The organism is Tunturiibacter psychrotolerans (genome assembly GCF_051013365.1).
Classification (GTDB): Bacteria; Acidobacteriota; Terriglobia; order Terriglobales; family Acidobacteriaceae; genus Edaphobacter; species Edaphobacter psychrotolerans_A.
This window is the reverse complement of record NZ_CP132941.1, coordinates 2,825,138-2,840,561: the sequence shown is the minus strand read 5'-3', so window position 1 is coordinate 2,840,561 and position 15,424 is coordinate 2,825,138. Positions and strand designations below refer to the sequence as shown.

The 15,424-nt window shown below is 55.4% G+C and carries 10 protein-coding genes; 5 read left to right on the top strand and 5 right to left on the bottom strand.

The window, feature by feature from the left end; genetic code table 11:
* Positions 1–8: 8 nt before the first annotated feature.
* Together RBB76_RS11875 and RBB76_RS11870 are read left to right on the top strand one after the other, a co-directional pair.
* Positions 9–1,013 (top strand): FAD binding domain-containing protein, encoded by a 1,005-nt coding sequence (locus tag RBB76_RS11875; RefSeq protein ID WP_429631890.1) that lies wholly within the window; start codon positions 9–11, stop codon positions 1,011–1,013.
* Between the two features lie 10 nt (positions 1,014–1,023).
* A complete protein-coding gene (locus RBB76_RS11870; protein ID WP_429631892.1) occupies positions 1,024–3,276 on the top strand; it encodes a xanthine dehydrogenase family protein molybdopterin-binding subunit in 2,253 nt (750 codons plus the stop codon).
* Between the two features lie 20 nt (positions 3,277–3,296).
* Here RBB76_RS11870 and RBB76_RS11865 read toward each other — a convergent pair whose 3' ends face one another.
* From RBB76_RS11865 to RBB76_RS11855, 3 genes are all read right to left on the bottom strand, one after another.
* Positions 3,297–3,980, bottom strand: a complete 684-nt coding sequence (locus tag RBB76_RS11865) for a VOC family protein (protein WP_429631894.1) — start codon at positions 3,978–3,980, stop codon at positions 3,297–3,299.
* Between the two features lie 498 nt (positions 3,981–4,478).
* Positions 4,479–5,321, bottom strand: coding sequence for a mechanosensitive ion channel family protein (locus tag RBB76_RS11860; protein ID WP_429631896.1), 843 nt, complete (start codon positions 5,319–5,321; stop codon positions 4,479–4,481).
* Between the two features lie 12 nt (positions 5,322–5,333).
* Positions 5,334–7,832 (bottom strand): AAA family ATPase, encoded by a 2,499-nt coding sequence (locus tag RBB76_RS11855; protein WP_429631898.1) that lies wholly within the window; start codon positions 7,830–7,832, stop codon positions 5,334–5,336.
* 371 nt (positions 7,833–8,203) lie between these two features.
* Here RBB76_RS11855 and RBB76_RS11850 point away from each other — a divergent pair, with 371 nt between their 5' ends.
* From RBB76_RS11850 to RBB76_RS11840, 3 genes are all read left to right on the top strand, one after another.
* Positions 8,204–8,899, top strand: a complete 696-nt coding sequence (locus tag RBB76_RS11850; RefSeq protein WP_429631900.1) for a metal-dependent transcriptional regulator — start codon at positions 8,204–8,206, stop codon at positions 8,897–8,899.
* Positions 8,900–8,955: 56 nt separating this feature from the next.
* Positions 8,956–10,284, top strand: a complete 1,329-nt coding sequence (locus tag RBB76_RS11845; protein ID WP_429631902.1) for an Nramp family divalent metal transporter — start codon at positions 8,956–8,958, stop codon at positions 10,282–10,284.
* 184 nt (positions 10,285–10,468) lie between these two features.
* Positions 10,469–11,752 carry a threonine/serine ThrE exporter family protein gene (locus RBB76_RS11840; protein WP_429631904.1) on the top strand — a complete coding sequence of 428 codons (1,284 nt, stop codon included), beginning with the start codon at positions 10,469–10,471 and terminating at the stop codon, positions 11,750–11,752.
* Positions 11,753–11,787: 35 nt separating this feature from the next.
* On the opposite strand, the gene fumC is transcribed toward RBB76_RS11840, so the two are convergent.
* Together fumC and RBB76_RS11830 are read right to left on the bottom strand one after the other, a co-directional pair.
* A complete protein-coding gene (fumC, locus tag RBB76_RS11835) occupies positions 11,788–13,233 on the bottom strand; it encodes a class II fumarate hydratase (protein WP_429631906.1) in 1,446 nt (481 codons plus the stop codon).
* Between the two features lie 56 nt (positions 13,234–13,289).
* Positions 13,290–15,005, bottom strand: coding sequence for an NAD-dependent malic enzyme (locus RBB76_RS11830; RefSeq protein WP_429631908.1), 1,716 nt, complete (start codon positions 15,003–15,005; stop codon positions 13,290–13,292).
* Positions 15,006–15,424: the final 419 nt, after the last annotated feature.

The window sequence follows — 15,424 nt, the reverse complement described above, 5'->3', positions numbered from 1 at the left end:
GACCAACGATGGAACTCTTCGAACTGGTGACGGCGCGAACGATACCAGATGCAGTGAAGGCTCAGGCGAAGTCGTCCACAGCGCAAAATGGCGCGGAGATACGTTTCATTGCGGGTGGAACCAACCTGATCGACTATATGAAATTGAACGTCGAACGTCCTAAGGAATTGGTGGACATCAATGGTCTGCCACTCGACCGGATCGAGAAGACCGCGGACGGTGGGCTGAAGATTGGAGCTCTCGCGAGGAATGCGGACGTGGCTCAGGACGCAGTGGTGAAGGAACAGTATGCGGTTCTTTCGCAAGCCTTGCTGTCGGGTGCGTCACCCCAGCTGCGTAATATGGCAACCACAGCAGGCAACCTGCTCCAGAAGACGCGCTGCGTGTACTACAGGGATACAGCCACAGGATGCAATAAGCGCGAACCTGGTTCTGGATGTTCTGCTATCGGTGGCTACAACCGAATGCTGGCGATTCTTGGTACGAGCGAGCACTGCATTGCGACAAACCCCTCCGACCAGAACGTCGCTCTGATGGCACTCGATGCCATGGTGCATATTGAGGGGGTAAAGGGACCGCGGACCGTACCTATCGGGGAGTTCTACCTTGTGCCCGGATCCACTCCTCAGCTTGAGACCGTCTTGGAGCCGGGGGATTTGGTGGCATACGTCACACTACCGAAGATGCCTCCTGGCGCAAAGAGCGTCTACCTGAAGCTTCGTGACCGTGCCTCCTATGAGTTTGCCTTGGCTTCCGCGGCGATCGTGATGAAGCAGAGCAGCGACAGAATCGATTTCATTCGCGTCGCAATGGGCGGAGTGGGGACGAAGCCCTGGCGCTCTGTAGAAGCTGAAAAAATATTAATTGGAAAACCGGCGACTGCCTCTAACTTCGTCGCCGCCGCCGAGGGTGCTCTTCACGGCGCGAAACCTCAAAGCCAGAACAGATTCAAAGTAGAGCTGGCAAAGCGCTGCTTGGTGCACGCGATGGCGCAGGCGAGTCAAAGCGCCTAAGGAGAGAACGATGGATCGGGTAACTGAATCGAAGGTGATCGGCGTTGCGACGCCTCGGATAGATGGTCCACTCAAAGTAAGCGGCTCGGCGATGTACGCCTCAGACCACCACTTCCCTGGCCTACTCTACGCGTGGCCGGTCTGCGCAACGATTTCGAACGGCACAATCACGCGCCTGGACACAGGTGCAGCGGAGAAGATGCCTGGCGTCGTCGCTGTATACCATCGGGAAAACATCGGAAAGCTTTACCGTGTACCTCCTTCAACCGGGTTCACCATGATCATTGATGAAAAGCGCCCCCCGTTTGAGGACGACACAATTCGTTATTACGGCCAGTACGTTGCTGTCGCCGTCGCGCAGACAGTCGAACAGGCACGCGCTGCGGCCGAGAGTGTCACGGTGACCTACAACAAAGAGAAGCCGAACACGGGTGCCAAGCTCCTGGGAACCTCACTTACCACAGACAAACCTGAAGAGAAAAGCAAACGCGGAGATACGACTGCCGCGTTGAATGCGGCAAAGATGAAGGTCGATGAGGTATATACAATTCCGGTGGAGACACACAACCCTATCGAGTTGCATGCTTCAGTCGCAGTCTACGATGGGCAGAGGTACACGCTGTACGAAACCTCGCAAGCGGTTGTGAATCATCGCGATGTGATGGCGCAGATGCTTGGTGTCCCTCCAGAACAGGTGCAGGTGATCACTCGGTACTTAGGGTCGGGATTTGGCGGCAAGTTGTGGCCATGGCCACATGGTTTGTTAGCAGCCGCGTGTGCCCGCAACCTTAAGCGCCCAGTCAAACTGGTGGTAAGCCGGCAGATGATGTTCCAAAGCGTCGGTCATAGACCCGCAATCGACCAGCGAATCCAACTCGCAGCCGATGCCGACGGTAAATTAACTGCTGTACAACAGGATTACATCAACCACACTTCGATGCTCGATGACTACGACGAAGGTTGTGGCGAAGTCACTCCGTTCATGTACAGCACTTCCAACCTGCTTGTGACCGGAGGCCTCGCACGCCGTAACGTCGGCAACCCTACCGCAATGCGTGGTCCCGGTGCGGTGCCAGGACTGTTCGCGTTGGAATCGGCAATGGATGAGTTGGCGATTGCGCTGAAGATGGATCCCGTCCAGTTACGGTTGAAGAATGAGCCTGCGCTGGACGAGAGCTTGAACATTCCCTTCTCTTCACGGCACATGAAGGAGTGCCTCACTGTCGGGGCGGAAAAGTTCGGATGGTCGCGGCGAACTCCCGAGGTCGGATCGATGAAGCGCGATGGTCTCACGTTGGGCTGGGGTGTCGCAGCATGCTCTTGGTTGGCGGCGCGAATTGAGACGGAAGCGACGGTAGAACTTCTACAAGATGGCTCTGCGCGCGTTGCCTGCGGTACCCAGGACATTGGCGGAGGAACCTACACCGTTATGGCTCAGGTAGTGAGCCACGAGACGGGAATTCCAGTCAATAGAATCGATGTCGTACTCGGCGACTCTTCGCTTCCACCGGGACCGATTTCGGGCGGCTCCTGGGTCACTGCCTCGATGACGCCGGCAGTCCTCGCCGCGGCGCAGAATGCAGGCAAAGCCCTACTCCTCGCAGCCATCAAGTCGAATGGGTCACCATTCCTGGGCAAGAAGCAGGAAGATATCGAACTTGTCGACGGAACTGTTCGTTTGAAGGGGCAAGGAACAGCTGGGGTGCCGATGACAGAGATACTGAGGATCGCCAACGTCAACTCCGTTTCGGGTACGGGCAAGTCTGACGGTACCTTTGGAGCTTCAAAGCCGAAGTTCTCATTCCATTCGTACGGTGCGCAATTTGCGGAAGTGACTTGGCAGCCCGAGATAGCACGCCTTCGTGTGAGCCGCGTCGTCACGGTCATCGATGCTGGTCGCATCCTGAATCCACGACCAGCGCGCAACCAAATAGAAGGCGCAGTGGTGATGGGTGTCGGGATGGCTATGTTTGAAGAGACGATGTACGACCCGCGCTCGGGTGCACCAATCAACAACAACCTTGCCGACTATGTTGTATCCGTAAACGCGGACACGCCGGAGATCGATGTCACCTTTCTCGACTATCCGGACTACGAGCTTAACGCGCTCGGAGCTCGAGGGGTCGGCGAGATAGGTCTTGCTGGAATTGCCGCGGCGATCACGAACGCAGTATACCACGCGACAGGCATTCGTGTACGTGATCTGCCGGTTCGTATTGAGGACTTACTGATTCCAGCAAGCCAACGCACGCTTGCTAGCTGATCCAGAGAGTAGTCTTCGATTCATTGCGGTAGCTCTTCGCCGGACTGCTCGCGCACCATGTACTGGGCGTACCAATCCGGCCAGTTCTCATCGTGCTGACCGCCGGTGCGCTTCTCATGTTCGCCGTGGGCCCCTGCGGCACGCCGGAGCGCACTCGCCAGATCATTGGCCGATGCGAAGCTCGTCGCCGCAGCGTCAATGCGACCGGGCAGTCGCGTCGTGAGCTCCTGGAACAGCCAGCCGTTGCCGTCCGGATCGTGGAATGAGGCGAACGAGCGATAGCTGCGATGCTCGGAGTCAGGACCGCTGACTCGCATTCGCCCGAAGAGGTAGGGCTCATCTGGGCCGGTGTACACGCCCTCGTTGTGGAACACCTCACTCACCTTTACACCAAGACTGAGCAACTTGGCGCGGGCGGCCGCAATATCGGAGACGATCAGGTATAGACCCTGGGCGGAGCCGGGTGCAGCCGCTGTGACGTTCTTGCCGAAGATGACCGAACACTGGGAGCCAGGCGGCGTGAACTGAATCACGCGGAAGTCATCGGTGGCATAGTCGGCATCGAGCCGCCACCCGAGCCTCACGTAGAACTCCTTCGCACGATCGACATCCGAAACTGGGATGACGACAATCTCGAACTTCATATCGACTCTAGCGACGCTCGCCGCGTCGTTACTCTGAACTTCGTTCTTCAAATTTGCCATGTCCTTCCTCCGATGTGCTCACTTCAGTTGAGTCAGTTTGTTTGAATGCAAGCATTAAGCCGTAGAACTACGTGGCCCTTAAGATGGCGACATCCTATCTCTTTGCGGTCCCGGGAATCTTAACTCGACAATCTGGAGACCTGCTCTGCATTTTTCTGATTCTGACGGCGGTGGGCCATCCGATCTAGGGTGCCTATTCTACTTTCACGTTGGTTCTTGAGCCACAACCGAGACCTTCACGTGGGCAAAGACCTTCCCCCCGTCTTATCAGTTCACACCGGACTTCATTTAATCGTCAAGTTCACTGGTCTGATGAGCATTAGCCTGTCATATCGCCTTGTTCGAACCAATATGACCAAAGATCAATGTGAGCAAAGATCAATGAGGATTCGAACATTAGATCCTGGACTTAAAAACCACGTCCCTCTCTAGGGACAACAAGATACGAGAGCACTCAAACGGCGACTCTGAGCGGCCAATCCTAACTCAAGGTTAGAGTTACTCTCCGTGATGATGTGGCGTGCCATCCGTATGAGTCAAAATCCCGTGCGATAAGAACTCGCGTTGTGTTCGACGCAGGATCTCTGTCTTCATAGCAGAGGCGAAGCGATGATCGTAGACATATGCCTGGATCACGAGCAGCATAATCTTCTGTCGCCTGTTATCTTCATGCAGATCGACTTCAACGTGACGACCAAGGTAGGTGTAGGGACAACACACCGCGACTTCGCGACACAGCTTCAACGCCTCATCCACATCGGCACTGGCAGGGAGCGCCACTTCAGCAGAGACCATACACTCAGCCACTCCCATATTGGCGTTGAAAATCGGCTTGGTCAGCGCGTCCGCATTTGGGATCGTGACCAGCATTCCAGAGTCCGCTAGCACCTTCGTACTGCGCAGCCCGATTTGCTTCACCTCACCACACGCCTCTCCGAACTCCACTCGATCGCCCGTCTGAAATGGACGGTCGACAATGACCACAAAGCCTCCTATTAGATTCTTAATCAGATCCTGCAATCCCAAACCGATAGCGAGAGCTGCAGATCCCAGTGCCGCTAAAAATGCACTCTTTGATGGAGCGAGAATCTCCGCAGAAAGAAGAAGCGCGGCAAACCAGATTGCGACCCGCAGAGGCGGTTCCACCTGCCGCAAAAGAAACCTCAACCTCGGGTTGTGCTTTTCGAGGCCATCGAAAAGGCCACGTATCCATTTGAGAAGAGCCCACGCCGCGACAACCAGCACGACCACAATCAGAATCTTTACGAGGGACAACTGAGCCAGCACATTTGCTTCTCCCCCTTGAGTCAACTGAAGTATCTTCGGTTCGTTGTTTAGCATGCGCAGTATCCCTTATGTCAGATTTGCTCGCCGCAAGAGGTCGTTTACGAAGCGCTGCGCCTCCGGTTTTACCCGCAGCCCGGGATGTTCGGGATCCAATTCGATCAAGCCCAAGGCAGTCAGGCGCTCGGTCCGGCCTCGGCTCTTGTCCGGCGATTCGCACAGAACCTCGGCTAACTCCTCCTGAGTCAGTGAGCCATGTTCCTGAATCACGAGCAACGTGAAATGGTCTTCCTGCGCAAGCTCGCTACGAAACAGGTTGAATGAAGGATCAAGCGGTTGGCGAATATGAATCGTATCGCCCTCGACGCGTTCAATCGAGCTGAGCCAAAGCTCGAATGCAGAGCGAAAGATGCCTTCCGACTGCTGCAACAAAGAATCGAAGAAGAGCTTTTGCGGCGAATCCTCAATGCCAAACCATCGCTTCGCTCGATTTACCCTAGGATCTCCTGCCGGCGGGGGCGCGAACTCCAACCGCAGCCCGGAGAGCCGATGTCTCTCTAGAATCGCGGTTTCAAGATCGCTTCGGGAGACGCTCATGGCATTAATCCGGTGCGAGAAGACTCGATGAAGATGCGTCGCGGCGTCGAGCACACGAAACGACCTGTCGTTCATCACGATAAGCCATAACGTCGTCGCGGCAGTGCGATGGATCAAGTGCATGAGATGATGAACCACTGCAAAGCCGTCTACCGTTCTCAGGAAAACTCGCTCGCTCTCTTCCAGAATGAGAATGCGCCGTTCGGACGCGAGCGCCTTCAACAGATCGTCGTCGCCGCGCAGTCCCAGCAACGAACGAAGAAACGCATCTAGCTGCTCCGGGCGGAGCAGCCGATCGTTAAACTCCGAGCGAATCAAGCAATGATTAGCAATTGTTTCTCGAACAGCACAATTCAACAGGCTCGTCTTGCCGCTACCTCGCGCGCCAATCAGCAGACATGCCGCAAATCTTCCGGCCTCCCAATCTGTTACAGCCTGATCGATACCTGCCAACTCCTGATCCCGACCCACTAGAAAGCGACGATCCTCCACAGGAGCTAACCGAAAGAGCAGTCGATAGAGCGGCGGCAACTCGCGTTTTGCCGCCGGAAGCGCCAAGGTATCCCGAAGGGTTGTCCGTCGAATCACAGGAGGCAAAACGGGATGAGTTGGTACTCTGCCTCCCACTGACTCCATCGTGCGTTCTACGCGACCCCTTACCCAGTGGGCGCTTCCCAGTAGAGCTGTTCGGCTTTGCAATCCCAACATTTCAATAGCAGTCGGAAGAAAACTCCGAGCGCGTGGACGCCGTAGAAAGGCAAACCATCCATCTTGCTCCGCTTCGAGCATGAGCGAACCAGCCTGATGCCATCTCCAGAATGCTTCGACCGCTTCTCGATTCAGTTCTTCGACCGGAACCAGCGTGGGCTCCTCGACGAGTGCGATCATCGCATTCTGACGTGCCTCTTCGATGAGCTGCGATGCCTCAGCTGGCCGGTCCAGGGACGTTTCGCCCCAATAAGCGATCATCTCCTTCGATTGCTCCGCGTCACGCACCACACGCGCGGTCATTTGCCAGGAATGTTCAATGAGCCCTCGCATTCGTTTGCGCGCATATACATCGAAAGCCCTTAGGAATCGAGAGCGCATCGCGATACGCCGCAACCGCGGGCGAAAGCCGCCTACCAGTAACTCGGTCCGTTCGGCCATCTTAAGGCGAGCCTCGGATTCAATCGGAAGAGCCCATCCGCGTAGGCGTTCCTCTGGTGTGATGAGAGCAAAACTGTCCTGAGCCAGATCGGATCGTGCGCCCTCCTCGAGCCACCGCAACGTTGCGGATCTGTGCGAGCGGGCTTCCTCACTCTCCCGATGAACATCGCCGATCAACGTCTCGGTCGCAGAAAACCAGGTTAGCGTGAGGTTGCGCCATGCCATCTCGACTAGGAGCGTCTCAAGCAATGCACGATGTTGCCGCCACCATAAGTCGTTTCTCGGATCCCTTGGTGCTTCCTCTCTCTTCTTCTCTTCGCCTATCGCCTTCTGCGCCCACCGTGCATAGCGGTCGAGAAGCGCTGAAGCTTCTTTGTTGTGCGCCTCCCGACGCTTCTGCCACGACTGCGACTCGGCAACATTGCTTCCAGCGCGGAAGATCCGCCAGAGTTCGGGAAGATCAAGCGCCGTTGCAATCAAGACCCGCTGGAACTTCTTATCGATTCGCGACCTGGCATTGAGTGCGCGAGGAGATATCTCCGGATCACGCATACTGAGCGCATCAAGTGCGCTCTTGACGGGCTGCAATTTGAGAAACCGCTCAAGAGGGTCCATCAAAAGTTGCCGACTCGTTTCCTCGTACCAAGCGCGCATCTCCTGCAGATTTTGCAGATCGGCGTTAGCTTGCTGAACGAGAGCCGCGGCATGAGCTGCTCCGTCAGTGCAACTCCTCAGATCCTGCCATGCCGTCCGAAGCTTAACGGCGAGGCGATCAGCCGCGTTCCGGGAAGACTGCGTCGCTGGTTCGGACGAGGTTGCCATAGGACGTCTCGGAGAAGCATCCGTGCTTTTGAAATAGTCGACAAGCGAATGACGGTTAGCCTGACAAATCCAAAGTTATAAAACAGACCAAGACACTTCTCACTGCGAATGCTACTGAGTCGCCCATTTGAAATCGCGCCAGTCTCAAACGACCAGATCATCCAAGACGTAGACGAATGAACACGGCCCTTCGACCGATTTTAGCTCTCTTGAAGAAAGCTAATGAACAGGAGATGAACTTACTGCCTTGTTGGTCAGCAACTTTGCTGCCCTAGCGCAACACTATAAGCCCACAAAACTCTATCCCATATAACCACTGGGAGTTGGAACCCACGGTGACAAATCCGGTTTACCATGGTTAACTTGCATTTATGTCTCAGGAAATGACAATTTCGAGGGAAGACTATCTCAAGGCCATCATTGAAGCCGAGAGCGAAGGACACACAGTCATCCCCGCTTTGCTGGCACAATGGCTGAAGGTCTCTGCCCCCGCAGTCACCAAGGCCGTAAAGCGGCTGCGAGAAGACGGATATCTTGAGGCAGGTCGAGAAGGAGCACTGAAACTCACCGCGAAAGGGCGAGAGGCAGCTCACCATACAGCATTACGCCACCATCTCGTAGAACGGATGCTTTCCGAGATGTTCGGCATGGAGTGGCATCAGATCCACACCGAGGCGGAACGCCTGGAACATGCTATCTCGCCCGCATTCGAAGCCAAGCTCATCGAAAAATTGGGAAAAGACGGCGATTGTCCCCATGGCAACAAGGTCCTTCCCGAAACTCCGGACCAAATCAAACGGCGGGGATTGGTCGCACTTTCTGAAGCTCAACAAGCGACGGACTATGTTGTGGCGAGCCTCTACGAACGCGACTCGCGACTCCTCGAATTTCTTCACAAACTTGGGATTGGGCCAAAGATCACAGTTCGCGTACTAGAACGCAACTACGACGATACGATGCTGGTAGCGACCCCTAACGGTCCTGTGACTCTGGGTCAATCCGCCTCAGGCAGGGTCTGGGTACGCCTCAAAACGGGTGATAAACCTAAGCAACATAGAAATTATTAACCTGCGTTAACATGCTGTGGCATACTATGTTTAGGCATAAGGTGCCGACGCCATTCATGCCCCTAGTTCTAGACATCGACCACCAACAACGGCCGTCCCTGCCAGACGTGTTTTCTTCCGTCCGCCTCACACAGTCGCGCGGGTTCTGGCGGCGTGTCCTGGGATTTTTGGGTCCGGGTTTCCTTATTTCGGTTGGATACATGGACCCAGGCAACTGGGCGACCGATCTCGCGGGTGGTTCTCGGTACGGCTACACTCTGCTTTTTGTCATCATGATCTCGAACCTGATGGCGATCTTGCTTCAGAGCCTCGCCCTCAAGCTCGGTATCGCCTCTGAGAGAGACCTGGCGCAAGCCTGCCGTGAGACTTACAGCCGTCCCACAGCTATCTTTCTCTGGTTATTTGCAGAAGTCGCGATTGGCGCGTGCGATCTTGCCGAAGTGATTGGCTCGGCGATTGCCCTCCAACTGCTCTTCCATATTCCACTTTTGATTGGGGTCCTCATCACCGGGACAGACGTTTTGCTGATCTTGCTCCTCCAGAATCGAGGATTCCGTTACCTCGAAGCGCTGGTGATCACACTCATCGGCACAATCGCAGTTCTCTTTGGCATTGAAATCTTCCTCTCGCGGCCGGAGTGGCTAGCCATTGCGCGAAACCTTGTCGTTCCGTCCGCAGCCATCGTCACTGATCCAAACATGTTGTACATCGCAATTGGCATTCTCGGAGCGACGGTAATGCCGCACAACCTCTATCTTCACTCCTCTATCGTCCAGACGCGTGACTACAAGAGGACGTCAGAAGGAAAGCGAGAGGCAATCCGCTTCGCGAACATCGACTCCGCGACAGCATTGATGCTCGCGCTCTTTGTGAATGCAGCCATCCTGGTGCTGGCGGCTGCAGTCTTTCACAAAGGTGGCCACTCTGAGGTTGCAGAAATAGGCGACGCCTACAAACTCCTCACACCAATGTTGGGCTTCTCCGGCGCAAGCACCATGTTCGCTCTCGCTCTGTTGGCTTCAGGACAGAACTCCACCATCACCGGCACGCTCGCCGGACAGGTCGTGATGGAGGGTTTCATCCATCTTCGGCTCGCGCCGTGGCTGCGTCGCCTTATCACACGTTCCCTCGCTATTATTCCCACCGTGATTGTGACCTTCCTGTATGGCGAACGCGGTACAACGAATCTCCTCATCCTTAGCCAGGTCATCCTGAGCATGCAGCTCAGCTTCGCCGTGTTTCCTCTCGTCGCATTAACTAGCGACCGAAAGAGAATGGGCGAGTTCGCCAATCACGTCTTGCTCAAATATTTGAGCTACGCCGTCGCATCCCTGATCGCCGGACTCAACATTTGGCTCCTTATACAAACCTTCCGCGGCCGCTAATCCCGCAACACCATTAGTTATCTCGTATGCCCCCTGACACATCTCGGAACTGGCGCGTCCGTGCTATGGAACCTTCCCTGATTTCAGCGACACCTTAATTAGATAAAATCTGCAAAAGAGTTGGTCATTCTGGTACATTTCGCCAACTGACTTTGCGGACCCTTCAGCGTTGACGGAGCATGGCATGACCACAAACTCATCGAATGCCGCCAATACTGAAGAGGCGGCACATCTCTCCCTGAAGCTAGGCCGCCTCCTATTGGCTAGCGGCGCTGACACAGCACATACCAGGGAGGAAGTGGAACATTTCGCCCTCGGGTTAGGCTTCGAGACCCATCTATTGATCACGTACGAGTCGCTCCTGCTCACTCTAATCGCAGGTGATGAGTTCCGTACCAAGGTCGGCTCACATATCCCGGCGACGAATGTGAATATGGCTGCAGTGGGGGAGCTCAGTCGGACTTCCGACGACACAGCGTCCGGTCTCCTGGATGCCGCCGCGGCAGCTTCGCGGCTCACGTCTATAGAAAACAGCAAGCCACTCTATTCTAGGTGGCTCGTTGCCGCGGCCCTCGGTCTTACCGGGGCAAGCCTCTCCAGGCTTTTCGGAGGTGACTGGCCCGTGTTTGCCACGGTCTATGTTGCCTCGACCATTGGGACTGTAATACGTCAGCAACTCGGCCGCTGGCATGTCCATCTGTTGGCTATTCCGTTCATCTCCGCGCTGGTTAGCGGGGTCATCGGTGGCTTGGGGATGCGGCTGCACCCGAGCGCAACCCCGGCATTATGCCTCATCGCACCCGGAATGATTTTGGTGCCCGGAGTGCCATTGATCAACGGCATTCGAGACGCGATCAATAACAATATGGTGCTAAGCCTTGCCAGGCTGTCATTCGCCGTCCTGGTGATAGCTGCAATAGCATCAGGACTCTTCGCTGCAACTGCAATCACAGGCGTTGGCATCCCCGTTTGGGGACCCACTGCGTTGCTTCCAATCTTCGAAGACGCCGTGTTCTCCGCGCTGACAACGATTGGTTACGTCTTCCTCTTCAACGTTACCCCCCGCGTCGCCTGGGCTTGCGTTCTTTGCGGCGTGTGTTGTCACGCGTTTCGAACAACCCTGATGCATTTGGGGCTCGACATTGTCAGCGGAACCTTCATCAGCTCCATGGTCGCAGGCCTCCTGGCGCATATCTTCTCCAGAGTTTTCACAGCTCCCCCCACCACATTTGCATTTCCCAGTGTCGTCGCTCTCGTTCCAGGTTCTTACGCGTTCCGTGCAGTCATCGGAGGCATTCAGATCCTCCACGCAGCGGGTAGCGTGCCCAGCCCAGTTGTCGCTGAAACCATATCCCTCGCTATCTACACAATCCTTCTGACCTCCGCAATTGCACTCGGTTTGGCGATTGCACTGGCAGTGCCGTTACCCGGTTGGCGTCGAACGCAAACGCAGGCCCAGGGATCGTAACTTACGTCCTTAATCTTCACGGACAATCACGACGTTTAGCGATCGATGAACACCATCGTCTTCGGATCGACCACACGATCAAAAGTTTTTTCATCGATCCATCCGGTTGCTAGCGCTGCCTGCTTCAAGGTCGTCTCTTCATCAAGCGCTTTATGGGCGATCTTCGACGCCTTGTCATATCCAATCACCGGGCTCAGCGCAGTCACCAGCATCAGCGAATTCTGCACAAATTGCGCGATACGTTTTTCATTCAACGTCGTCCCCTCGACCGAGAAGACGCGGAACTTCTCACACCCATCGGCCAGTATCCGTGCCGAATGAAGAAAGTTGTTGATAATGATCGGTCGCATCGCATTCAATTCGAAGTTGCCCTGTGAGCCTGCGAAGGCCACAGCAGAATCATCCCCGATCACCTGAATACAGATCATCACCATCGCCTCGCACTGAGTCGGATTCACCTTGCCCGGCATAATCGAAGACCCTGGCTCATTGGCCGGCAACACCAACTCACCAAGCCCGCAACGCGGACCCGAAGCCAGCCATCGCATATCATTGGCAATCTTCATCAGAGCAACAGCAAGAGAGCGCAAAGCTGCATGCGCGTTCACCATCGCGTCGAGCGAGCCCTGCGCCGCAAATTTATTCGGCGCAGTGATAAAGGGTAGCCCCGTCAACTCCGCAATCTTCGCCGCAATCTCCTCGCCAAAACGAGGCGGAGCATTCAACCCGGTCCCAACCGCCGTACCGCCGGCCGCCAGTTGGTAGAGCCCTCCCATCGAGCTCTCAATCAATGCAACAGCGTCACGAATCTGAACAGCATAGCCTGACCACTCCTGCCCAACCGTCAAAGGCACGGCGTCTTCCAGGTGCGTACGTCCAATTTTGACAACATCGTGCCACTGTTTCGCCTTCGTCTCAATCGCCGTCGCCAAGGCCTCCACTCTCGGCAGCAAATACCTCTTCACCTCCAGCACGCTCGCAATATGCATCGCCGTCGGAAAGGTGTCATTGGACGACTGAGCCATGTTCACATGGTCATTCGGATGAACCGGGACCTTGCTCCCCAGCTCTCCCCCAAGCAGTTGAATCGATCGATTGGAGATCACTTCATTGACGTTCATGTTCGACTGCGTCCCCGAGCCCGTCTGCCACACAAAAAGCGGAAACTCGCTATCCAACTTTCCGGTGATTACTTCGTCTGCAACTGTGGAGATCGCGTCGGCCCTCCACTGATCGAGCCGCCCTGCCGCCGCATTCACCTGAGCAGCCGCTTTCTTCACATAGCCATAAGCGTGATACACCTGCTTCGGCATGTGGTCGTCCCCAATGGCAAAGTGAATCAGAGAGCGCTCGGTTTGAGCCCCCCAGTAGTGATCTGCCGGAACCTCGACCTCGCCCATCGAGTCCGTTTCTTTCCGCTTCCCTGTCGCACCCACGCCTATCGGAACATGCTTCAGTTCGTACGCTTCTTGTGTAGCCATACATTCACCTCACTCGGGCTTCAGCCGCCAACAGCCAATCGTCCAGATAGACTGCACTAGTTGTTCAACCGCACGTACGGCCGATAGACCGGTTCCCATACATATTCGCGGAGTTCCGCCTCGAATGACTTCTCATCAGCCACTCCCGCAAGTCCTTCCGCAATTGCCTGTTTCCCAACAGCCTCCGCAACCGGCAGGCTGACCTTGCGAGAGTCTGTGATCGGAGGCAACAGCGACGCTTCTTTGTTCTTCAGCGTCGGAGAGAGAGCCGCAAGAGCCTTCGCAGCGGCCATAATCATCGCATCCGAAACGTGCTTCGCCTTCGACGTCAGAATCCCGAGAGCAAGACCCGGAAAAATATAGGAGTTGTTCGTCTGGGAGAACTCCACGGTCTTTCCGTTGATCTCAGCTGGAGGGAATGGGCTTCCCGTGCCGATCAAAGCGCGACCATTGGTCCACTTCGTAAGGTCCGCGGGGGTAGCTTCACTTTTGGACGTAGGGTTCGACAAGGGGAAAATAGCCGGACGATCTGTGTGCTTCGCCATCTCGCGCACAATCTCCTCAGTAAACGCCCCCGCCTGACTCGAAACTCCGATTAACACCGTCAGCTTCGCGTTACGAGCTACATCCGCAAGCGAAATCTGTTCCGAACCGGAAAGCGTCCACCCCTCCAGATCCGACTTCTTCCGCGCATAGCGCACCTGATCCGGCCGAAGCCCCGCCTGCCCTGTAAGTATCAACCCGTACCGATCCACCGGGTAAAACTGTTTATGTGCGTCTTCTTCGCTCAACCCATCTTCCTTCATCGCGGCAAGAAGCAGATTGGCAATCCCAATTCCGGCAGAACCAAAACCGAGGAAACCGATTCTCTGTTCTTTCATCGGAATGCCGGTCGCCTGTACCGCTCCAAGCACAGTAGCCGTCGCCACCGCCGCCGTTCCCTGAATGTCGTCATTAAAGGTGCAAAGCCGGTCGCGATACCGCTCGAGCAACCGGTTGGCATTCGAGCCGGCAAAGTCCTCCCATTGCAGGAGAATATGTGGCCAGCGCCGCTTCACCGCCGACACGAATGCTTCCACGAAGTCGTCATACTCCTGTCCCCTCACTCGCTTATTGCGCCAACCTATATAGATAGGATCTTTCAGCCGCTCCTCGTTGTCCGTTCCAACATCGAGAAGTACAGGCAGGCAGTGCTCCGGATGAACTCCGGCGAGCGCCGTATACAAAGCCATCTTCCCGATCGGTATTCCCATTCCTCCGGCCCCCTGATCGCCAAGACCAAGAATCCGTTCGCCATCACTCACGACGATGCACCGCACCTTGTCATAGCGCGGGTCGGCCAGCATCTGGTCGATACGCTTTTTGTTGGGATAGCTAATGAAGAGGCCGCGCGGCTTTAGCCAGGTCTCACTGAATCGCTGGCACCCTTCACCCACCGTAGGGGTATACACGATCGGCAAAAACTTCTCGACGTTCCCAGTAATCAGCGCATAGAACAACGTCTCATTCGAGTCCTGCAAGTTGCGCATGAAGTTGTAGCGATCAAAGCTGTTGGTCTCACAGTCAAAGGCTTTCATGCGCCGTTCCAGCTGATCCTCCAGGTTACCCACATGCGGTGGTAGCAATCCGTGGAGCGCAAACGCATCGCGCTCCTCCTCCGTAAACGCGGTCCCCTTATTCAGTGCCGGATGAAGGAGCAGGTCGTAGCCAGAAAGGCGGGTCTCCACGGCTTCGGCTTTAGCTGAGTTTTCTGCGGCGGATGATGAGTTCATTCAATTCCTCTCTTTCTCTATCGCAACGGAGATAAACGAGGGCACCCTACGACTCAATCTTCGATGCGTGCTGTCTGCTGTTATATCCCCTTTTTCGAAACTCGTGCTTGGCCGGAACTGTCAATTTTTGCCCATCCTCCTTATTTATTAAATGAGCGCGCTCTCCGTCTTCCCACCCGACTTTCGGTAACCAATGCTGTGACTTATGTGTCACTCCCCAAAAAACATCTTCCTCAAATGGGAAAAAAAACCCGTGTTTTCGCGAAATTTATGCTGACACCTTTGGACTATGGATGCTACGCCCCAGCTAGTTGATTCTATTGAGGAGCAAAGGAGGCCCAATAACTCTCTTATGCGATTCCATTTTCTATCGGCGAACACCTTGGCCTGATAAGAACAGCAAAAAAAGTTCTTGGTTC

Coding starts and splice junctions, on each gene's coding strand:
- RBB76_RS11840 (WP_429631904.1), top strand. CDS start 10,469: ATGACCACAAACTCATCGAATGCCGCCAATACTGAAGAGGCGGCACAT.
- RBB76_RS11845 (WP_429631902.1), top strand. CDS start 8,956: ATGCCCCTAGTTCTAGACATCGACCACCAACAACGGCCGTCCCTGCCA.
- RBB76_RS11870 (WP_429631892.1), top strand. CDS start 1,024: ATGGATCGGGTAACTGAATCGAAGGTGATCGGCGTTGCGACGCCTCGG.
- RBB76_RS11875 (WP_429631890.1), top strand. CDS start 9: ATGGAACTCTTCGAACTGGTGACGGCGCGAACGATACCAGATGCAGTG.
- RBB76_RS11860 (WP_429631896.1), bottom strand. CDS start 5,321: ATGCTAAACAACGAACCGAAGATACTTCAGTTGACTCAAGGGGGAGAA.
- RBB76_RS11850 (WP_429631900.1), top strand. CDS start 8,204: ATGTCTCAGGAAATGACAATTTCGAGGGAAGACTATCTCAAGGCCATC.
- RBB76_RS11855 (WP_429631898.1), bottom strand. CDS start 7,832: ATGGCAACCTCGTCCGAACCAGCGACGCAGTCTTCCCGGAACGCGGCT.
- RBB76_RS11830 (WP_429631908.1), bottom strand. CDS start 15,005: ATGAACTCATCATCCGCCGCAGAAAACTCAGCTAAAGCCGAAGCCGTG.
- fumC (WP_429631906.1), bottom strand. CDS start 13,233: ATGGCTACACAAGAAGCGTACGAACTGAAGCATGTTCCGATAGGCGTG.
- RBB76_RS11865 (WP_429631894.1), bottom strand. CDS start 3,980: ATGGCAAATTTGAAGAACGAAGTTCAGAGTAACGACGCGGCGAGCGTC.